This window comes from Streptomyces sp. NPDC086835, assembly GCF_044745705.1.
Lineage (GTDB): Bacteria > Actinomycetota > Actinomycetes > Streptomycetales > Streptomycetaceae > Streptomyces.
On sequence record NZ_JBIVAU010000001.1, the window covers coordinates 281,613 to 301,421 of the forward strand.

Below are 19,809 nucleotides of genomic sequence, written 5' to 3' on the forward strand. Positions count from 1 at the left end.
CGGGCGTCGCCCGGTCCGGCCCGTCCGCGCGCCCGGCCAGTCACCGCCCGGTCCCGGTCCGCGCGTTCCCCCGCTTCACCGGCATGAGCGGCAGGAGCGTCAGCACCGCCGTTCGACCGCCGGAGCGGCAGCCACCGTCGGGCACCCGGCGGTAACAGGCGGTAGCGGCCTGTAACGGGCGCAACCGATCCCCGGCCCCGCGCGTCGTACGCAAGTACGGAGCGGTGGCAGTGGGGAGTAAACGTGTTCGGTGGGGCGGGGAGCAGGGGCAGGGGACGGCCGGGCCGCGTCACAGGGCGGGTGCTCGCCGTGGTCGCGGCGGTCGCGGCGTTCACCGTCGCCGACCCGGGCGTCCAGCAGGCCGACGCGGCGGCGCCCTGCCCGGGCCGGCTGGCGAAGACCGTCACCTTCTCGACCGGTGAACTGCGCGTCTACGAACGCGGCGACTACGCCTGCGCCGTGACCGTCGCCAAGCGCCCCGGCGTCCGCCGGTCCATGTCGGTCTCCCTCCAGCCCCGGGGCGGGCGTGCGGACACGGACAGCGGGATGTTCACCCGGCAGGCCGGGCCCGTCACCGTGCACGCCCTCAACCGCTGCGTACGCGCCACCGGTTCGGTCTCAGGGACCTCGCGTTCCACCAGGTGGATTCTGTGCTGATGCGCCGGTAAGGCTCAACCGGGTCTGGCGGGGCCCGTGTTGACACCGCTAGGTTCACCGCGACCGCTTGATCTCAAGGGGAGATCTCAGGGGAGGGTGAATGCGCAAGGCGCTCAGATGGCTGCTGTCGCTCGTGGTGCTCATAGGCACCGTCAGCGCGGCCGGCGTGACGGCTGGTGCGGCCACCGCCGCAGAGCCGGCGACCGGCACGGACATCAAGGACCGGATTCTCTCGGTCCCGGGAATGAGTCTCATCGAGGAGAAGCCGTACCCGGGTTACCGTTTCTTCGTCCTCAACTACACACAGCCGGTCGACCACCGGCACCCGTGGCGCGGCACGTTCAAGCAGCGGATCACCTTGCTGCACAAGGACACCAACCGCCCCACCGTCTTCTTCACCTCCGGCTACAACGTCTCCACGACGCCGCGCCGCAGCGAGCCGACGGCGATCATCGACGGTAACCAGGTCTCCCTGGAGTACCGCTTCTTCACGCCGTCGCGTCCCGCGCCCGCCGACTGGTCCAAGCTGGACATCTGGCAGGCCGCGAGCGACCAGCACCGGGTGTTCAAGGCGCTGAAGAAGATCTACGACAGGAACTGGCTCTCCACGGGCGGTTCCAAGGGCGGCATGACCGCCACCTACTACGAGCGTCACTACCCGGACGACATGGACGGTGTCGTCGCGTACGTCGCGCCCAACGACGTCGTGAACAACGAGGACCGGGCGTACGACCGGTTCCTCGAGAACGTCGGTACGAAGGAGTGCCGCGACAAGCTGAACGCGGTCCAGCGCGAGGCCCTGGTGCGCCGGGAGCCGCTCGAGGCGATCTACGAGAAGTACGCCGCGGGCGGCGGCTACACGTTCGACACCGTCGGCAGCCTGGACAAGGCGTACGAGGCCGTCGTCCTCGACTTCGTGTGGGCGTTCTGGCAGTACAGCCACGTGTCCGACTGCGAGGCGATCCCGGCCGCGGCCACCGCGTCCGACCAGGAGATCTTCGACACCGTCGACGCCATCTCCGGTTTCTCCTTCTACGCCGACCAGGTGCTCGCCACCTACACGCCGTACTACTACCAGGCGGGCACCGAGCTCGGTTCCCCCGACATCACGCAGCCGCACCTGAACGGCCTGAGCCGCTACGGCTACCAGCCGCCGCGGAACTTCGTGCCGCGTGACATCTCCATGCGTTTCAAGCCGTGGGTGATGAAGGACGTCGACACCTGGGTACGGCACAACGCCGACCGGATGATGTTCGTCTACGGCGAGAACGACCCGTGGGGCGCCGAGCCGTTCCGGGTCGGCAAGGGGACCCGCGACAGCCACGTCTACACCGCGCCGGGCGCCAACCATGGCGCGAACGTCGCCGGTCTGGTGGCGGACGAGCGGGCAAAGGCCACGGCCGCGATCCTGCGCTGGGCGGGCGTCGCCCCGGCCGCGGTCCAGGAGGACCCGGCGAAGGCCAGGCCGCTGGCGAAGGCCGACGCGAAGCTCGACAAGCGCGACCTGGAGCGCGAGCCGATGCTGCGCCCGTAACCGGGCAGCGGCGCAGGGGCCGTGTCCGCAGCTTTCTCCGGCTGCGGGCACGGCCCCTTCACTTGCGGTCGGCGGCTACCGGTACGACAGCCCGTGGCCGATCGGGAACAGCACCTGTGACGGGTCGTCGGCCCGCTGCACCGGCACCGGGAGACGGCCCCGCGGGTCCGCGTGGCCCGCGATCACACGTACCGCGGCCCGCAGTTCGACATCGGTCCACGAGTAGGCCGCGAGGGCGGCCGCGACCCCGTCGAGCCTGGCGATGTCGTACGGATTGCGGATGGCGAGCGCGACCACCGGCACGCCGGTCGCCACCAGCCGGGCCACGAGGGTGCGCTGGGAGCTGGTCGCGGAGACGTTGTACGTGCCGACGACGACCACGTCCTTGCCCTGTGCCGCGGCGACCGCCTCCGTGATCTTCGCGCTGCCGGGGGCGGTGCCGGTCGACAGGGCGGTGGCCGTGAAGCCCAGCTCGCCGAAGGCGTTGGCGAGTACGGTCGTCGGCGGGCCCGTCGTGCCGCTGGGGGACGCCGGATCGGCGCCGACGACCAGGACCTCGCGGTGGCTGCGGCGGCTGAGCGGCAGCAGCCCGTCCGGGTTGGTGAGCAGCGTGGTGGTCCGCTCGGCGATCCGGTCGGCGGCGGCGAGATGCGCCGGGGTGCCCACCGTGCGCCCCACCTCCCGCTGCGGGACGAACGGGTCGCGGAACAGGCCGAGCTTCTCCTTGAGCAGGAAGATCCGCAGGATCGATTCGTCGAGCCGGGCCTCCGTGATCTCGCCGCTCCTGACGGCGTCCAGCACACCGTTCCAGGCGACCGCCAGGTCCGGCGGGTTGAGCAGCTGGTCCACGCCCGCGAGCAATGCGAGCACCGGCACCCGGTGGTCGCCGTACTTCTCCCGTACGCCCTCCATGTTGAGCGCGTCCGTGACCACCACGCCGTCGTAGCCCAGCTCCTCGCGGAGGATGCCGGTGAGGATGGGCCGGGACAGCGTCGCCGGGTCGTTGCTGGCGTCCAGCGCCGGGAACTGGATGTGCGCCGTCATGATCGAGTCGATGCCGGCGGCGATGGCGGCCCTGAACGGCGGTGCGTCGATCTCCTCCCACTCCTGGCGGGTGTGGGTGATCACCGGGATGCCGGTGTGGCTGTCGACGGTGGTGTCGCCGTGTCCGGGGAAGTGCTTGGACGTCGCCGCGATGCCCGCGCTCTGGTAGCCCTTGACCTGCGCGGCGACCATCCGGGCGACCGCGGCCGGATCCGCGCCGAAGGACCGCACGCCGATGACCGGGTTGGCCGGGTCGACGTTCACGTCGGCGACGGGGGCGTAGTTCTGGACGATGCCCATCGCGGCGAGCTCGCTGCCCGCGATCTGAGCCGCCTTGCGGGCGGCCGACGCGGACCCGCCGGCGCCGAGGGCCATCGCACCCGGCATCAGGGTCGCCGGCTTGCCGACGCGGGCGACGATGCCGTGCTCCTGGTCGGTGGAGATCAGCAGCGGTACGGGGTTCCGCTGGGCGAGCGCGGCCCGCTGGATGCCGTTGGACAGACCGGCGATCTGCTGCGGGTCGCGGGTGTTGTGCGCCCATGCGAAGTAGATGATGCCGCCGACGTGGTACTCGGCGACGAGCTCGGCGGCGTTGCGCACGCCCATCTCTTCGAGGTTGAGGTCGATGTCGGCCTGGTCGGGGTCGGTGGCGGAGTGCCCGTAGACCCGCATCACGAAGAGCTGGCCGACCTTCTCCTCGATGCTCATCCTCGAGATGAGCCGCGTGAGCCGGTCCTTGGTGCCGCGGGAAACGGCCGCGGGCGCCGCGAGGGCGGGTAGCGCGGTGGTGGCGACGGCGCCCGCGGCGACGGCGGTCGCGGTGAGAAGAGTGCGTCTGGAGAGGTTCCGGTCGTGCACTGGTGCTCCTTCCGGCCTTGCTCTACATGCTCGACATGGGTGTGGCACAAGGGGAGTTGAAGGAAACTGCCAAGGTGACACGGATATCCGGAAACTAACTGCCAGGTCAAGGCCCCGCGCACAACCGTCACCGGACCGGCGGCCGACGGCCCGTGCCGGATCGGCCCGCCCGGGCGGGGGCGGTCAGCGTGCGGAGACCTCCGGCCACAGCTTCTGCAGCGTCCGCACCGTCTCGGTGATGGCGGGCCGACGCGCCGCCCCCGTGCGCCACAGGGCGTGCAGCCGCCGCGTCGGCACCGGGGCCAGTCGTACGGCCACCACCTGGGGCGGCAGCGTCCCGCGGCCCAACCGCGGCACCAGCGCGATGCCGAGTCCGGCCGCCACCAGAGCGACCTGGGTGTGGTTCTCCTCCGCCTGATGGGCGATCAGCGGCTCACAACCGGCCGCCCGCAGGGTCCGCAGCAGCCAGTCGTGGCAGACCGTGCCGGGCGGCTGCGTGATCCACCGCTCGTCCTTGAGGTCCTCGCGCCGCACGGTGTCGGCAGCGGCAAGGGCGTGGCCGACCGGGACCAGCACGTCGCACATGTCGTCGCCGATGACGGCCTGCTCGACCCCCGCCGGGGTCGGCAGCGGGGCGATGTCCCAGTCGTGCGCCACGGCCAGGTCGATCGCGCCGCGGGCGACGAGATCGACGGACAGATGGGGGTCCACCTCGTGGAGCCGGGCGTCCAGGTCGGGATGGCGGCGGGCGAGGTCGGCGAGGACGTACGGCATCAGTCCACGGGAGGCGCTGGCGAAGCAGGCGATGGAGAGCCGCCCGGCCGGCTCGCCGCGCCGCTCCTCGAGGCGCACCTCGGCCTCCTCGACAATGGACAGCAACTGCTGTGCGGTCGCCGCGAGTTGCCTGGCCTCGTCGGTCAACCGGACACCCCGGCCCTCGCGCTCGAGGAGCGTCGTGCGGGTCTCCCGCTCCAGTTTGGCGATCTGCTGGGAGACCGCGGACGGCGTGTAGCCGAGCGCGGCCGCCGCGGCGCCCACCGTGCCGTGGACGGAGACGGCGTGCAGTGCGCGCAGCCGGCCGAGGTCGAGCATGGTCTCTCCCCACTCACGCTTTCGTCGTCGGGAATCATCAGCAGTGCTTCATCCAACCATGAAGAAATCCGCGCTGGTGCTACATGGTTCCGTGGCGGGATGCTCCATGCCATGCGCCCCGCCCACATCGCCCTCGCCGCATTGGTCGCCGCCGTCTGGGGAGTCAACTTCGTCGTCATCGAGATCGGCCTGGACCACTTCCCACCGTTGCTCTTCTCCGCCCTGCGGTTCCTGGCCGCGGCTCTGCCCGCGGTCTTCTTCGTCGGCCGGCCGACGGTCGCCTGGAAGTGGATCGTCGCGGTCGGCCTGGTCCTGGGCGTCGCCAAGTTCGGTCTGCTGTTCACGGGCATGGACCTGGGCGCGCCCGCCGGTCTCTCGTCCCTGGTCCTGCAGGTCCAGGCGGTGTTCACGGCCGTGTTCGCCTTCGCCGCGCTCGGCGAACGGCCGGGAGGGGTACGGGTCGCCGGGATGGCCGTGGCCCTGGCGGGCATCGCGGTCGCCGCCGTCGACGAGGGCGCCTCCGGCCCGCTGTCCGGGTTCCTCCTGGTCGTCGCCGCGGCCGCCTGCTGGGGCGTCTCCAACGTCCTGACTCGTAAGGCCGCGCCGCCCGACGCGCTGAACTTCATGGTGTGGGTCAGCACCGTTCCCGTCCTGCCCCTGCTCGGCCTCTCCCTCCTCCTGGAGGGCGCCGACCGCGACCTCGCCGCGCTGCGCTCACTGGACTGGACGGGCGCCGGAGTCGTCCTTTACGTCGCATGGGTCACCACGATCTTCGGCTTCGGCGCCTGGGGCCTGCTGCTGCGCCGCCATCCGGCGTCCTCGGTGGCCCCGTTCTCCCTGCTCGTCCCCGTCTTCGGGATGTCCTCGGCGTACCTCTTCCTCGGTGAGCCGGTCGGCCCCCTGCGCTGGTGCGCGGCGGCTCTGCTGGTCGGCGGCGTCGCGCTGACGTCCCTGCCGGGCCGCCGCCAGGCGCGGCCCGCACCGGAGCCCCGAGAACCGCTGACAGTCGCTCGCACCTGACGTTCTAGGGTGATCCTTCCGATCGACCGACGGGGGGATCACTCATGTCCACGCCGCCTTACGGCGGAGTACCGCACGGCGCGGCTCGCCGACTGCGAAGGCGACGAACTGCTGATGCGCCTCGAGGACGCGGCCGACGCGGAGGCCATGTGCCTCAAGCCGCTGGGGAGCGGGTGAGCGCGTGACCGCCGCCGCGATGCCGTACGGATGGCAGGCGCCGACAGAGGTGGAGCACCGACTCCACGAGGCGAAGACGCGGAGTGACTGGGCGTCGTTCTTCGACGTGCTGTCCGGAACGTACCTCTACTACCCGGTCGGACGGGCGGACGCGGAGGCGGGCACGGGAACGCACTACTCCTACCGGAGTCCGGTGACAGGCACCTGGTGCTACGCCTTCTACACCGAGGGCGCCCTGCCACTGCCGCAGCCCGACCCGGTCTTCAACCGCACGTCGTTCCAGAGTGTCGTACGGACCTGGGGCAACGACCCCTGCTGGCTGGCGGTCAACCCCGGGACGCCCGGCGAGGCGTACTTCCCGGCGAATCCGCGGACCCTCCACCTGTGGAGGCAGCACGCGGAACGGGTCACCCCGCGGAAGAAGGGCCTGCTGCGCACCCTGCGCGTGGGCGGGCCGACCCAGGGCCCGGTGGCCAAAGGCCTGGCGTGCGGTGCTCAACTCGCCGTGCACAGAGGCGATCTGTGGAACGCGCCGGCCTCGCACCTCGAAGGGTTCCGGCAGATGCGCGAGACGCTGGACGAGTCATGGGGCATCCGCAGCGCCGACGACTGGCACCGGGTCCAGGAGGACCTGCTGCACGGCCGGTACGTGAGCTCCGAGTGGGAGTTCGTCCTCTCCGTACGCCGTGCGATGGCGCGCGAGTACAAAGGCCCGGTCGATCCCGTCCACTGGCGGGAGACGGCGGGGCACGTCATGCGCCGCGGCGCGGAGCCGGAGACGGTCTCCGAGGCGGACATCGACGGCGTCCGGCAGCTGATCGGGCGCATCACCCGCTACGAGGCGCGCTTCCGCGCCGACGGAGTCCTGTCCGAGGGCCGCTGTGTGAGGTCCGTCCTCTCCTGGGACCACGGCCGGGCGGCCCACATGGCGCGCTGGGGCCTGGCCGCCCGGTACTGCGATCCGGCGACGGCCGAAAGCGCTGTGGTCCGTGCCGGTGAGGCGAGCGCGACGGTGTACCGGTCCTGGGAGGACTTCGGAGCCGGTTATGCGCTCGGCCGGTGTCTCCACTTCGACGAGGAGGAGTTCGGCACCTGGTACACGGAGGTCGTCGACATCCACAGGACGCTCACCACCGATCCGGAAAGCCCCTGGCTCACCGTTCCCTGGCAGTAGCGGGGTCACGCGGGAAGCGGGCGCGCATCGCGTCGATGCAGAGGTCGCGGGAGGTCGGACCGCCGAAACGGAGCCGGTCGTACGGGGTGAACGCCGGCTCCAGGGCGTCGAGTTCGTCGATGGCGGCGTGCAGCCTCGCCGACCACCGGGGCGTCCCGGCGTCCGGGTCGTACGGTGCCGCGGTGATCTCGGCGGTCAGCCGCTCCTTGCGCTGTATCGACGCCGGGGTGACGGAGTGCAGGCACACGTACCGGCCGCTCAGATACGCCTCCCACTCCTGGCGCCCGGCGGCCGGGTCGGCCCAGTGCGCGACGAACCAGGCTTCGAGCTTCTCCGGACCTCCGGCCGCCTCCGTCGGTGCGAAGAGGTCCTTCGGGACCATCTGGGCGCCGTCGGAGCGCAGATAGCCGGGCAGCGGCAGCAGCCCGGCCAGCATCATCAGCCGTACGGCTCCGGGGTCGCGGCCGGAGGCCAGGCACAGGTCGTCCAGTACGGCGAACTGCGCGGTCACGTAGGCGTCGTCCGCGGGTGACATCGGATGGTCGCCGTTGACCGCGCGGAAACGGGCCGCGATCTCGCGCTCGTACATGGGAGTCGCTCCTTCGTGAGTCGGTCCCGTGCACGCTAGAGGCGGGACGGTTCGGCGCCCGCCGAACCGTCCCGGCCGCTCAAGCAGACCGCTCAGGCAGACCGCTCCAGCAGGCCGCTCGGAAACGGGCTGCTCGCAGAAGCGGGCCGCTCGGAGCCGGCCGCTCAGAGCAGCGAGAGCAGATGCTCCCTGCCCGCGGTGAGCAGACCCGGCAGCTCCGCGGCGGTCGGATACCACCGCTTCTCGTACTCCCAGCACACCCAACCGTCCGGGTCGGCGAGCGCGAGGCACTCCGCGAGCGGCAGGACGCCCTGCCCCAGTGGCAGCGGCGTCAGGTCCTCGCGTGAGGCCACATCCTTGACCTGCACGTATCCGAGGAAGGGGCTCAGCGCCGCATGGGCCGCCTCCGGCGCCTCGCCGCCCAGCCAGGTGTGCATCACGTCCCACAGGGCCCCGGCGTGCTTGTGGCCGACCAGGCCCAGCACCCGCGTGACGTCGGCGCCCCTGCGGTGCGAGTCGTGCGTCTCCAGCAGGATCCGCACACCGAGGTCGGCGGCGGTCTCCGCGGCGGCGGCGAGCCGGCGGGCGGCGATCGCGTCGGCCTGGGCAGCGTCCTGGTCGCCGCCGCCGGGGAACACCCGGACGAACGGCGCCCCGAGGTCCTTGGCCAGCCGGCTGAGACCCTCCATCTCCTTGATCACGGGCTTGTCATCACCCGCCGCGGCGATCCGCGCGTACCCGGCGACGGTGAGGATCTCGACGCCCGCGCGCTCGAACTCCCTGACCACCTCCGCCCGTTCGGTCGTGCCGATGCCGGGGTGCACCGGCTCCTCCGGATGGGCGCGCAGCTCCACGCCCTGGTATCCGCTGTCGGCGGCGAGCCTGGCCACCTCCGTCAGCGGCCTGCCCGGCACGCCGAGGGTCGAGAAGGCGAACTTCATCGATCCGTTCCTTCCTGAAGTGACAGCCGCCAGTCCTGTCCGACCAGATCCGCCCCGTACGAGCGGTGCGGCTTCTCGGCGACGAGCGTGAACCCGGCGCGCTGGTAGATCCGGCGGGCCGCGGTCAGTACGTCGTTGGTCCACAACACCATGTCCCGGTACCCGGCATCGCGCGCGAAATCCACGGCGGTGCGCACCAGCCGGTCGCCGAGGCCGTGCCCGCGCGCCTCGGGCTCGACGAGCAGCAGCCGCAGCCGGGCCGTGTCAGGCGCGTCGTCCCGTACGCACATCACCGAGCCGACCGGACGGCCGTCCGTCTCGGCGATCCACACACGCTCGAGGCGGGGGTCGTGCTCCTGCGCGAAGTCGGCGACTATCCGGGCCACCAGGCCCTCGAAGCCGGCGTCCCACCCGTACTCGGCGGCGTAGAGCGCGCCGTGCCGCTGGACGATCCACCCCAGGTCACCGGGGCCGGGATCCCGCAGGACCGGCTCGGCGGCGGAGCCGGGCCTCGCCTGCGACAGCAGCTCCCGTACGGTGCCGAGCGCCTCCGCGAGCCGGTCCCGGTCCCGCTCCGGCACGTCGGCGACCAGCGCGCCGACGGCTTGCCGGGACCGCTCGTCGAGCAGCGCGGCGGCCTTCCTGCCGCGGTCGGTGAGCGTGATCCGCTGACGTCGTGGGTCCCGCTCGGAGGGGGCGCGGGCGACGAGCCCGTCGCGCTCGAATTTCGCGAGCAGCCGGCTCAGGTACCCGGCATCGATCGACAGCTCGCCGCGCAGGTCGGCGGCGTCGGTCCGGGGGCTGTGCGCCAGCTCGTACAGGACCCGGGACTCGGTGAGCGTGTACGGCGTGTACAGGTGCTTGCCGTAGTCGAGCGCGCCGATGAGGTTGGTGTAGAAGCGGTTGAACGCGCGGATCTCTTGTATCGGCATGATCGGCTCCGGGGGCAGCGTTGACTCAGTCAACGCTATGCCCGCCCGACCTGCCCCGGCAAGGCCTCTGCCGGCTCCTCCGGGCCGCGGATCCGCATCTCGGGACGCCCGGTGACGATCAGCCATGCGGGAAGGATCGCCACACACAGCAGCGGCAGCAGGCGTGGGTCGGCGACGAGGACGGCGGCCATGAACAGGCTCAGCCAGCCCTGCCGGGTGACGGCGACCAGCACACCGAGGACGGCGGTCCCCGTCGCCAGTGCCATCGGCACCGCGTCGACGAGGGCGTGGGCGAGCATCCCGAGCGCCACGCCCACGAACACCGCGGGAAAGATCCGTCCGCCCTGGAAGCCGCACGAGGCGGCGACGACGAGCGCGGCCAGCTTCACGAGGGCGAGCAGCGCCAGGTTCGCCGCGCCGTGGTCCTCCGGGTGAGCAGTGAGTTCCCGCATCTCCTCCAGACCCTTGAAGAGGGTCAGCTGCCCGCCGAGCGCGCCCAGTGCGCCGAGCACCAGACCGCCGGCGGTCAGCATCAGGACGGGGTGCCCCAGCCGGTGGAAGAGGCGATGGACATGAGGGAAGACGTACACGGCGGCCATCGCGACGACGGCCGCCGCGGCGGCGACGGTCATGGCGGACACCGCGTCGATCAGCCGGGGCCCGGGGTAGGGGGCGACATGGACGCTCAGCATCGGTTCCGCGACCAGCACGGTGGTCAGCGCTCCGGCTCCGGCGGCGACCAGCGGTGCGAAGAGCCGGTCCCACAAGGGCCGCGCATCGGGCCCCGCCTGGATCTCGGAGAGGATGAGGGCGGCCGCGACCGGTGTGCCGAACAGCGCGCCGACGGTACCGGCGGCCGCGAGCGACACCCAGACGGCGGCGGGGGCGCGGGGCATGACCTTCAGGCCAAGCGCGCAGGCGAGCGCGACGTTGATCGACGTGATCGGGTTCTCCGGACCGAGGCTCACCCCGCCGGCCAGGGTCACGACGACGGCGAGCAGCAGACCGGGCAGGATCCGCACCGGCAGCGGCGGGTCGACCAGACCGCGTGTGGCCGGGTCCGGGCCGGTACGGCCGGGGAACTTCCAGACGAGCAGGCCCGTGGCCAGACCGGCCGCGGTGAGCACGGCTAGGGTCCAGCCCGCGGAGGTGCCCGAGAAGCCCCACCACCCCGGCACGGTGTCCCACAACCAGTGCTGGAGCTCTTCGGCGAGGCTGCTCACCCCGATCAGCACGAGGCTGGACGCGATCCCGATGACCAGCGCAGGCACGACGAGGGGAAGCAGGACGCGGGCCTGTGGCCGGGGAACAGCGGCCCCGGGATCACCGGCTGCGGGGCGTCCCGGCGATGCGTCGCGCGTCATCTTTCCTCCGCCGTGACGGTGGACGAGAGGGCCCGGCCCGGTCCGCGGTCCAACACCTCCCCGGCGTCACCGGGGGGCGGTGGCTCAGCGCGTGGACGTGGGGTCCCGATCCGACCCGCGTCCGTGATCGGACGTCAGCGCCCAGATGACGAACACGGCGATCGCGATGGACACCACCGCCCAGATCGGCTGGTACGGCAGCCACATGAACTGAAGGACGGCGACCAGCGCGGCCAGCCCCACACCGAGGCCCCGTGCCCAGGCGGCGCCTTGAAGGATGCCCCAGCCGGTGACCGCCACCACGATGCCGACGATCAGATGGATCCAGCCCCACGTGGTGAGGTTGAACTCGAAGACGTAGTCGCCGACGCGCGCGTACACGTCGTCCTCCGCGATCGCGGCGATCCCGGAGAGGATGTTGAGGACGCCTTCCACCAGCATCAGGACACCGGCGAACACCGTGCCGCCGGTGACCCAGGCGGACCCGCCGCCTCCACCGTGCGAGGCGGTCCGGGTGCTTCGCGTGCTACTGGACATGCTCGTTCTCCGTCCTTGGGGCAGGACCCTCAGCGTGGGGGCGGGCCTGCGGGGCGGCGAGCGGTGTGGGCCGTTCAGGTGACATGGGAGCGGGTCATGGCGCCGGCCCGGCGGGACCGCCTACGGCCCCGCACCAAGGCGGCCGGGCGCACCCCGACGCGGCCGGTCCGCCCCGACCCCTGGCGCCGGGGCCGTGCCCGCGTGCGCCGTCACGCCCGCGGCGGCGCCGTCGAGTCCCGGGCCATCAGCTCCGCCGCGATCGAGGCGATGCCCCCGGGTGGCGGTGCCTCGTTGCCCATCGCCAGCCGACCCGCGCGGGCCCCGGCCTCGAAGAGCGGGAGCCGGACGGTCGTGAGCGCGGGCACCGCGTCCACGGAGAAGGGCAGGTCGTCGAAGCCCGCGACCGAGATGTCGTGGGGGATCCGCAGGCCCTGGTCCCGCAGTGCCGCGCACGCGCCCAGCGCGACGGTGTCGTTCGCGGCGACGATCGCCGTCAGTTCCGGGTCCCTGCGCAGCAGTTCGAGGGTGGCGTCGTAGCCGGACCTTCGGTCGTACGGGCCGTGCACCGTGAGCCGTTCCTGCTCCGCCGTGTCTCCGCCCAGCCCGGCAGCGGCCATCGCCGCGCGGTGGCCCTCCAGCCGGTGGCGGGTCGTGGTGCGTTCCACGGGTCCGGCGACGTACCCGATGCGGCGGTGGCCGAGCGAGAGCAGGTGCTCGGTGAGCCGCCGTCCCCCGCCTCGGTTGTCGAAGGCGAGCGAGGCGACGACGGCGTCGCTGCCGGGCAGCGGCGGGCGGCCGCACAGCACGACCGTGGTCCCGGCGTCCGCGAGCCGGCTGAGTTTCGCGGTCATGGCGGCGATGTGGTCGGGGTCCTCCAGGGCGCCGCCCGTGAGGATCACGGCCGCGGCGCGCTGGCGCTGGAGCAGGGTGAGATAGGTCAGTTCACGTTCGGGCGAGCCGCCGGTGTTGCAGACGACGGCGAGCTTCTCGCCGCCTGCCCGGCCCGTACCCTCCTGCCCGCCGATCTCCGTCTGCGCCGCTCCGGCCATGATCCCGAAGAAGGGGTCGGCGATGTCGTTGACGAGGATGCCGACGAGGTCGGACGTGGCGGCGGCGAGCGAGCTCGCCGGGCCGTTGAGGACGTAGTCGAGCTCGTCCACCGCTCGCAGCACGCGTTCCCGCGTCGACGCGGCGACCGGGTAGTTGCCGTTCAGTACGCGGGAGACGGTCGCCGGGGACACCCGGGCGCGGGCCGCCACATCCGCCAGGGTGACTGTCATCGCTTTCCTCCGCGGGAGATGGAGCGGCCCCCTTGTCCAGGCCGCTGTCGGCAGGCTAGCTTCATATCGCGTAGAAAGCGCTTGCTACGCTCATATCGAGGGAACTCGGAAGAACCGAGATGAAAGATGGAGGCACTTCGTGACACGCAGGACAGTGCGGATCGCCATGAACGGCGTCACAGGGCGGATGGGCTACCGCCAGCACCTGGTGCGCTCCATCCTGGCGATCCGTGAACAGGGCGGTCTCGACCTCGGCGACGGCGAGGTGCTCTGGCCGGAGCCGGTGCTCGTCGGCCGGCGCGAGCACGCGCTGCGCGAGATCGCGGAACGGCACGGCATCACCGAGGTCTCGACCGACCTCGACGCCGTCCTCGCCGACGAGAGCATCGACATCTACTTCGACGCCCAGGTCACCTCCGCCCGCGTCGGGGCGCTGAAGAAGGCGATCGCGGCCGGTAAGCACCTCTACACCGAGAAGCCGACCGCCACCGACCTGGCCGGCGCGCTGGAACTCGCCCGCCTCGCGCAGGACAAGGGCATCAAGCACGGCGTCGTCCAGGACAAGATCTTCCTGCCGGGCCTGCTGAAGCTGAAGCGCCTCATCGACGGCGGCTTCTTCGGGCAGATCCTGTCCGTGCGGGGCGAGTTCGGCTACTGGGTCTTCGAGGGCGACTGGCAGGAGGCGCAGCGCCCCAGCTGGAACTACCGCAGCGAGGACGGCGGCGGCATCACCGTCGACATGTTCCCGCACTGGGAGTACGTGCTGCACGAGCTGTTCGGCCGCGTCACCTCCGTCAGCGCGCAGGTCGCCACCCACGTCCCGCAGCGCTGGGACGAGCAGGGCAAGCCCTACGCGGCGACCGCCGACGACGCCGCGTACGGCACCTTCCAGCTCGAGGGCGGCGCGATCGCCCAGATCAACTCCTCCTGGACGGTACGGGTCAACCGCGACGAGCTCGTCGAGTTCCAGGTCGACGGCACGCACGGCTCCGCGGTCGCCGGACTGCGCAACTGCCGTGCCCAGCACCGCTCGGCCACTCCCAAGCCGGTGTGGAACCCGGACCTGCCGGTCACCGAGTCGTTCCGCGACCAGTGGCAGGAGATCCCGGACAACACCGACTTCGACAACGGCTTCAAGGCCCAGTGGGAGCTGTTCCTGCGCCACGTGGTCCTCGACGAGCCCTACCACTGGGATCTGATGGCCGGCGCGCGCGGCGTGCAGCTCGCCGAGCTGGGCCTGCGCTCGTCGGCGGAGGGCCGGCGGCTCGAGGTGCCGGAGCTGTCGCTGTGACGATCCGACTCCCGCGGGCCGACGGCTCCTTGATCGCGTACGAGCCCCGCACCGAGCCTCTGAGCTTCACGGCCTCGGCCCAGCTCACCTCCCGTACGGTCTTCTCCGCCGCCCATGTCGTGGCCGACCCGTACGCCGACGTCAGCCCCGATTCTCCCGCCGCCGTCGACTGGGACGCCACGCTCGCCTTCCGCCGCCACCTGTGGTCGCACGGGCTCGGTGTGGCGGAGGCCATGGACACCGCGCAGCGCGGGATGGGCCTCGACTGGGCGGGCGCGGCCGAGCTGATCCGGCGCTCGGCCGCCGAGGCGAAGGCCGTCGGCGGCAGGATCGCCTGCGGCGTCGGCACCGACCAGCTGACCGGGCCGGCGTCGCTCGCGTCGGTACGGTCCGCCTACGAGGAACAGCTCGCCCTCGTCGAGTCCACCGGTGCGCAGGCGATCCTGATGGCCTCCCGGGCGCTGGCCGCCGCGGCGACGTCCGCCGAGGACTACCTGGACGTCTACGGACACCTGCTGCGCCAGGCGTCGGAGCCGGTGATCCTGCACTGGCTCGGCCCGATGTTCGCCCCGGCGCTGGACGGCTACTGGGGCTCGCCCGACCTGGACGCGGCCACGGAGACCTTCCTCGAGGTCATCGCGGCCCACCCCGACAAGGTCGACGGGATCAAGGTCTCGCTGCTGGACGCGCGGCGGGAGGTGGAACTGCGGCGGCGCCTGCCGCAGGGCGTGCGCTGCTACACCGGCGACGACTTCAACTACCCCGAACTGATCGCGGGCGAGGAGCCGACCGCGGGAGGACGCTTCAGCCACGCCCTGCTCGGCATCTTCGACCCGCTGGGTCCGCTGGCGGCAGAGGCCGTGCGGGTCCTGGACACGGGCGACAAGGAGGGTTTCCGTAAGCTCCTCGACCCGACCGTGGAACTCTCCCGGCACCTCTTCCAGGCCCCGACGCGCTTCTACAAGACGGGCGTCGTGTTCCTCGCGTGGCTGGCCGGCCACCAGTCCCACTTCACGATGATCGGCGGACTCCAGTCGGCGCGCTCGCTGCCGCATCTGGCCCGCGCGTACGAACTCGCCGACGGGCTGGGCCTGTTCCCGGACCCGGCGGTGGCCGAGACCCGCATGAAGTCCTTGCTCGACGTGTACGGAGTCCCCCGGTGAGCCCTGACCTGAGCCGCTTCAGCATCAACCAGATGACGGTCAAGCAGCTGCCCCTGCCCGAACTGGCGGAGGCATGCGTCCGGCTCGGCGTCCCGGCTGTTGGCCTGTGGCGCGAACCCGTCGCCGAGTACGGGCCGGACGCCACGGCCAAGCTCGTACGGGACGCGGGCCTGACCGTCACGTCCCTGTGCCGGGGCGGCTTCCTCACCGCGACCGACGAGGCCGACCGGGCCCGCGCGCTGGACGACAACCGCGCCGCGATCGACGAGGCCGCGACGCTGGGCACGGACACGCTGGTCATGGTCTCGGGCGGCCTCCCGCCGGGCAGCCGCGACCTCGTCGCGGCCCGGGAACGCATCGCGGACGCGCTGTCCGAGCTGGCCCCCTACGCCGGTGAACGCGGCGTCCGCCTCGCGATCGAGCCGCTCCACCCGATGTTCGCGTCCGACCGCTGCGTGGTCTCGACGCTTGACCAGGCACTGGACCTGGCGGAACGCTTCCCGGCCGACCAGGTGGGCGTGGTCGTGGACACCTACCACATCTGGTGGGACGACCGGGCCCCGGCGGCGGTCGCCCGCGCGGGAGCAGCGGGCCGCATCCACTCCTTCCAACTGGCGGACTGGACGACCCCGTTGCCCGCCGGTGTCCTCAACGGCCGCGGCCAACTCGGCGACGGCGCGATCGACATGCGCGAGTGGCGCGAGCGGGTCGAGACTGCCGGCTGGACGGGCTTCATCGAGGTGGAGCTGTTCAACGACGGGCTGTGGGCGCGGGACGGGGTGGAGGTTCTGGAGGAGACGGCGGGGAGGTTCGCGTCGGAGGCATTCTGAGCACCGGCCGCGGGGGCGCCGCGGCCGGCACACTGAATCCGGTCGGCCCGGTCGCCTGCTACGGGAGTTTGGGGAGCAAGGGCAGCCACTCCGAAATGCCCTGCTGAATCGGATCGTCTTCATGCAACAGATCCTGAATCACTGCCAACGGCGTCAGCATGTTCTTGATGCGTCGCAGGTGAAGCATCTGTGGGCCCGGAGTGCGCCGGTACTCCGCTGCCAATCGGAGGGCGTCTTCGCGCGTGAGGTCGAGATGCGTCTCCACGTATGCGCAGAGGTCGCCGATCCGTCGGGCTTCGTCCTCTTCGCTCTCCCCGAACTGTCGGATCATGTAGGCGCGCACAAGAGCCGATTCGGCCACCGCCTTCTTCGGATCCTCCGGGGTCGACGCGTACTTCCAGGCGATGGCAGTCAACGCCAGGTGTCCCCACCGGAGCCGGATCTCCTGGGAGTACGCATCGGACTGCATCCTGCCGACGCCCAGTTCGCGCAACTGTTCCCAGTCCTCCGCTCCCTCAACAGCATCATCATCGCCCTGGACACGCCGCTCCAGTTCGTCCAGCGAGCAGCCTGAGAAGGCACTCACGAGCACTCCTTGACAACTCTCGGTCGACCAATATCAGAAGACTTGAATTCCGGCCCGCTCAAAGGCTTCCTTTCCTACCTCAAGGCTTTCGAGTGACGGTTTGTAGTGACCGCTCTTGTTGTTGACTTCCATTCCGAAGTATGACCCGTTGCCGCCTGCGATTTCCGCTTCACCGGCTGCACGCACGGGGTCTCCATTGGTCAGAACGGGATGCTTGAGCTCAACGCCGCCGACGTGCTTCGGTATGATCACCAAGTCTCCATCCATGGTCACAGCCCACTTCACCGTGCCCGAATTGATGACCTCGTCGAAGCCGTCGTCGCCTACCCTGAGAGGTTTCACTCCCAGGCGCTCTGCATCTGCGAGCTCACCCGCCAACTCGTCCGGCATTTGATTTTCGAATTTGCAAGGGTTCAAGCCCAGAGGATCTGCCCAGGTGAGGGGGTTCTTGACGTAGGTGGAAAGGAACCGTGACGTCTCAGGATCGTAGTGGCGAATGGCACCGGCCACGTGAAGCGGTGGCCGAGGGACGCCGTGAGGGGTAGGCGGTCCGGCGTGGGCGTGGTGACGTGTTCCGTGGCACCGGGCGCGCCTGTGGCGCTCCGCGGGCCCGTCCGGAAAGAAGTCCTCCGACGCTGACATAGATACGCGGCTCGTCCTCCGTCTGAGACGTGAAGGCAACACCGACCACGCACACGACCAGCGGAGGACCGATGAAGACGAAGAGGCTCGTCATGGCAGGGGTCATGGCGATGGCTCTCGCGGGCGGCGCCGGGACGGCGCTCGCCCTGGGGGACGGCGCGGCGCAGCCCGTCAGGGCCGCGGCCGACGGCAGCGACAGCGTGACGCCCGCCGTGGCCACGACCGTGGCCACGGCCGAGACGGGGCCGCGCGTCGTACAGCCGTACCAGCCCGTGGCTATAGGGCAGGGCGCGAAGATGGGGCTGCTCCCGCAGGGCCGGCAGAACTACGTCGTGGCCTGGGAGGACTTCGAGGGTTCCGTCGAGCGGGCCAAGGCGTACGTCGGGGACAGCATCCGTCCGAACAGCCTCAGCGGCGGCCTGCAGACCGACGGGGACGACGCCCTGTTCACGGGCGCGTTCCGTACCGACTCGGTGCCCGCGCGCATCACCGTCCGCGTCGGTACCGGCCCCGAGCAGGCCGCGGGGATGCTGATGCTTCCCGGTGAGCCGGGCTGGGGCACGTACTACCTCGACGCGGCGGGCGCCGGTGCGCCCGAGGAGACCACCAAGGTGACCGCGTACGGCGCGGACGGCACGGTGCTCGCCACCCTGTCGTTCGAGCCCTTCCAGGCCGGCCGCTGACGACAGTCCCGCCCGTACGGCGGCCATGTCACGCTGTTGCGCCGGCAACGAGGGAGCGGCACAACAGCGTGGCGTGCGCCGCGCGCGGACGGCGAACACGAGGACTCGCTTGAAGACGAGCGCGGAGGCGGAGTTCCGGGCGTTCGTGGTCAGCCGCTGGCCACGCATGCTCCGTACCGCCCATCTGCTGACCGGACACCACCACGACGCGGAGGACCTGGTGCAGGCGGCCCTGGCCAAGGCGTATGTGAAGTGGGAACGCGTGCAAGGGGCCGACGACCCCGATTCGTACGTGTGGCGCATCATGATCAACGCCAATGTGGACCGGCTGCGGCGTACCCGGCTCCGCGAGTGGCTCACCACCCGCTTCCCGGAGACCGCCGCCCCGGACCGGACCGACGCCGTGACACAGCGGGGGGCCGTGATGGACGCGCTCGGCCAACTGCCGCCGAAGCAGCGGGCGGTGGTCGTACTGCGCTACCTGGAGGACCGCAGCGAGAGCGACGTGGCCCGACTGCTCGGCACCGGGATCGGTACGGTGCGCAGTCATACGGCACGCGCCCTGAAGAAGCTGCGCGAGCATCCGGGCATCGTCCCGGCGCACATGACGGGGGAGCGGCAGCCGTGAACGAGGACGACATGCGACTCGGCGACACGCTGCGCCGCGAGGCGGACGCCGTGCCCGTGGGCCCGGCGCCGGTGGACGAGGTGCTGCGCCGGGGAAGGGCGGCGCGGCGGCGCCGTACCGCAGCGGGCGCGGGCGCGGTCACTGTGCTCGCCGTCGTGCTCGCTCTCGTGCCCCTGGCCGGTCGGTCACCGCACCCGGCCCCGCCCCCGCCGGCGACGGCCCCGCCGGTCACCGCCACGCCCTCGAGCATCCGTACGGTCCAGCCGTACGAACCGGTGGCCATCGGCCACGGCATCGGGATGGCACTGCTGCCGGACGGCCGGCAGAACTACGTCGTGGGCCCGGGTGACCTCACCGCCGCGATCGACGACGCCCGCTCCTATCCCGGGGACAACATCCGCGACGACGGCATCAGCTCCGGGAAGGACATCGACACCGGACATGTCCTGTACCGGGGCGCGTTCCGCACCGACACGGTCCCTTCCAGGGTCGAGGTCCGCCTCGACTCGGGCGAGCGGTTCGCGGCGTCCATCCTCCGTCTCCACAGCGACCCGGGCTGGGGCACGTACTACGCCTTCGGCGACCCGGCCCGGGGCACGGAAGGGTGGACGGTCACCGCGTACGGGACGGACGGCGGCGTGCTGGTGGAGCAGCACTTCGGGAACGCGGCTGCTCCCTGAAGGCCATCGCACGCGGGACGAGCCGGCGTGGCCGGAACCGATCCCGGGAACATGGCGGGAATTACTCCACGCGATCGTGCAACCATCTTTGCGTCACCGGAGTCGTA

Annotated in this window: 21 protein-coding genes; 11 read left to right on the forward strand and 10 right to left on the reverse strand. The window is 71.4% G+C overall.

The genetic code is table 11. From position 1 onward, the window contains the following. The first annotated feature begins 300 nt into the window (after nucleotides 1–300). Complete coding sequence (locus ACIPJI_RS01280; protein ID WP_402244707.1) at nucleotides 301–657, forward strand: hypothetical protein; 357 nt, start codon at nucleotides 301–303, stop codon at nucleotides 655–657. A 100-nt stretch (nucleotides 658–757) separates the two neighbouring features. Continuing rightward, the gene (locus ACIPJI_RS01285; RefSeq protein ID WP_402243804.1) at nucleotides 758–2,191 is read left to right on the forward strand and encodes a S28 family serine protease; all 1,434 of its coding nucleotides are present in this window, start codon (nucleotides 758–760) and stop codon (nucleotides 2,189–2,191) included. Nucleotides 2,192–2,266: 75 nt separating this feature from the next. On the opposite strand, the gene ACIPJI_RS01290 is transcribed toward ACIPJI_RS01285, so the two are convergent. After that, nucleotides 2,267–4,093, reverse strand: a complete 1,827-nt coding sequence (locus ACIPJI_RS01290) for a glycoside hydrolase family 3 protein (protein WP_307706516.1) — start codon at nucleotides 4,091–4,093, stop codon at nucleotides 2,267–2,269. A gap of 183 nt (nucleotides 4,094–4,276) precedes the next feature. Further along, a complete protein-coding gene (locus ACIPJI_RS01295; protein ID WP_402243806.1) occupies nucleotides 4,277–5,185 on the reverse strand; it encodes a LysR family transcriptional regulator in 909 nt (302 codons plus the stop codon). Between the two features lie 111 nt (nucleotides 5,186–5,296). Between ACIPJI_RS01295 and ACIPJI_RS01300 the strand changes: the two genes are divergently transcribed. From ACIPJI_RS01300 to ACIPJI_RS01310, 3 genes are read left to right on the forward strand one after another with little or no spacing between them, the layout of a single operon-like run. Further along, complete coding sequence (locus ACIPJI_RS01300; RefSeq protein ID WP_402243808.1) at nucleotides 5,297–6,205, forward strand: EamA family transporter; 909 nt, start codon at nucleotides 5,297–5,299, stop codon at nucleotides 6,203–6,205. Between the two features lie 9 nt (nucleotides 6,206–6,214). Further along, nucleotides 6,215–6,382, forward strand: a complete 168-nt coding sequence (locus ACIPJI_RS01305; protein ID WP_402243809.1) for a hypothetical protein — start codon at nucleotides 6,215–6,217, stop codon at nucleotides 6,380–6,382. Between the two features lie 4 nt (nucleotides 6,383–6,386). Beyond that, complete coding sequence (locus tag ACIPJI_RS01310) at nucleotides 6,387–7,556, forward strand: DUF1266 domain-containing protein (RefSeq protein WP_402243810.1); 1,170 nt, start codon at nucleotides 6,387–6,389, stop codon at nucleotides 7,554–7,556. Here ACIPJI_RS01310 and ACIPJI_RS01315 read toward each other — a convergent pair. The 6 genes from ACIPJI_RS01315 to ACIPJI_RS01340 form a co-directional block, all read right to left on the reverse strand. Continuing rightward, on the reverse strand, nucleotides 7,537–8,145 hold the full coding sequence (locus ACIPJI_RS01315) for a DUF6058 family natural product biosynthesis protein (protein ID WP_402243812.1): 609 nt from the start codon (nucleotides 8,143–8,145) through the stop codon (nucleotides 7,537–7,539). The two genes, ACIPJI_RS01310 and ACIPJI_RS01315, sit on opposite strands and share 20 nt — an antisense overlap. Before the next feature lie 164 nt (nucleotides 8,146–8,309). After that, a complete protein-coding gene (locus ACIPJI_RS01320) occupies nucleotides 8,310–9,086 on the reverse strand; it encodes a sugar phosphate isomerase/epimerase family protein (protein WP_402243813.1) in 777 nt (258 codons plus the stop codon). Further along, on the reverse strand, nucleotides 9,083–10,018 hold the full coding sequence (locus ACIPJI_RS01325) for a helix-turn-helix domain-containing GNAT family N-acetyltransferase (RefSeq protein WP_356623007.1): 936 nt from the start codon (nucleotides 10,016–10,018) through the stop codon (nucleotides 9,083–9,085). The genes ACIPJI_RS01320 and ACIPJI_RS01325 overlap by 4 nt, the downstream gene beginning before the upstream one ends. A gap of 35 nt (nucleotides 10,019–10,053) precedes the next feature. Next, on the reverse strand, nucleotides 10,054–11,382 hold the full coding sequence (locus tag ACIPJI_RS01330) for an ion channel protein (RefSeq protein WP_402243814.1): 1,329 nt from the start codon (nucleotides 11,380–11,382) through the stop codon (nucleotides 10,054–10,056). Between the two features lie 84 nt (nucleotides 11,383–11,466). Beyond that, entirely contained in the window at nucleotides 11,467–11,919 is a 453-nt protein-coding gene (locus ACIPJI_RS01335; RefSeq protein WP_307706506.1) for a hypothetical protein, read from the reverse strand. 209 nt (nucleotides 11,920–12,128) lie between these two features. After that, a complete protein-coding gene (locus ACIPJI_RS01340) occupies nucleotides 12,129–13,199 on the reverse strand; it encodes a LacI family DNA-binding transcriptional regulator (protein ID WP_307706505.1) in 1,071 nt (356 codons plus the stop codon). A gap of 139 nt (nucleotides 13,200–13,338) precedes the next feature. Here ACIPJI_RS01340 and ACIPJI_RS01345 point away from each other — a divergent pair, with 139 nt between their 5' ends. The 3 genes from ACIPJI_RS01345 to ACIPJI_RS01355 are packed head-to-tail and all read left to right on the forward strand — an operon-like array spanning nucleotide 13,339 to nucleotide 16,483. Then, nucleotides 13,339–14,490: a Gfo/Idh/MocA family protein gene (locus tag ACIPJI_RS01345; protein WP_402243816.1), complete on the forward strand. Its 1,152-nt coding sequence runs from the start codon at nucleotides 13,339–13,341 to the stop codon at nucleotides 14,488–14,490. After that, nucleotides 14,487–15,653, forward strand: a complete 1,167-nt coding sequence (locus ACIPJI_RS01350; RefSeq protein WP_402243817.1) for a dihydrodipicolinate synthase family protein — start codon at nucleotides 14,487–14,489, stop codon at nucleotides 15,651–15,653. Before ACIPJI_RS01345 ends, ACIPJI_RS01350 begins: the two co-directional genes overlap by 4 nt. Before the next feature lie 32 nt (nucleotides 15,654–15,685). Further along, complete coding sequence (locus ACIPJI_RS01355; protein WP_402244709.1) at nucleotides 15,686–16,483, forward strand: sugar phosphate isomerase/epimerase family protein; 798 nt, start codon at nucleotides 15,686–15,688, stop codon at nucleotides 16,481–16,483. Between the two features lie 58 nt (nucleotides 16,484–16,541). On the opposite strand, the gene ACIPJI_RS01360 is transcribed toward ACIPJI_RS01355, so the two are convergent. Both ACIPJI_RS01360 and ACIPJI_RS01365 read right to left on the reverse strand, forming a co-directional pair. After that, the gene (locus ACIPJI_RS01360; RefSeq protein ID WP_356622999.1) at nucleotides 16,542–17,069 is read right to left on the reverse strand and encodes a hypothetical protein; all 528 of its coding nucleotides are present in this window, start codon (nucleotides 17,067–17,069) and stop codon (nucleotides 16,542–16,544) included. A 33-nt stretch (nucleotides 17,070–17,102) separates the two neighbouring features. After that, nucleotides 17,103–17,459 carry a hypothetical protein gene (locus ACIPJI_RS01365; RefSeq protein ID WP_402243819.1) on the reverse strand — a complete coding sequence of 119 codons (357 nt, stop codon included), beginning with the start codon at nucleotides 17,457–17,459 and terminating at the stop codon, nucleotides 17,103–17,105. Nucleotides 17,460–17,782: 323 nt separating this feature from the next. On the opposite strand from ACIPJI_RS01365, the gene ACIPJI_RS01370 reads away from it, so the two are divergent. The 3 genes from ACIPJI_RS01370 to ACIPJI_RS01380 all read left to right on the forward strand — a co-directional run bounded on the left by ACIPJI_RS01370 (nucleotide 17,783) and on the right by ACIPJI_RS01380 (nucleotide 19,702). Next, nucleotides 17,783–18,394, forward strand: a complete 612-nt coding sequence (locus ACIPJI_RS01370) for a hypothetical protein (RefSeq protein WP_402243820.1) — start codon at nucleotides 17,783–17,785, stop codon at nucleotides 18,392–18,394. Between the two features lie 109 nt (nucleotides 18,395–18,503). Then, complete coding sequence (locus ACIPJI_RS01375) at nucleotides 18,504–19,022, forward strand: SigE family RNA polymerase sigma factor (RefSeq protein WP_402243822.1); 519 nt, start codon at nucleotides 18,504–18,506, stop codon at nucleotides 19,020–19,022. Beyond that, a complete protein-coding gene (locus tag ACIPJI_RS01380; RefSeq protein WP_356624486.1) occupies nucleotides 19,019–19,702 on the forward strand; it encodes a hypothetical protein in 684 nt (227 codons plus the stop codon). The genes ACIPJI_RS01375 and ACIPJI_RS01380 overlap by 4 nt, the downstream gene beginning before the upstream one ends. Nucleotides 19,703–19,809 lie beyond the last annotated feature (107 nt).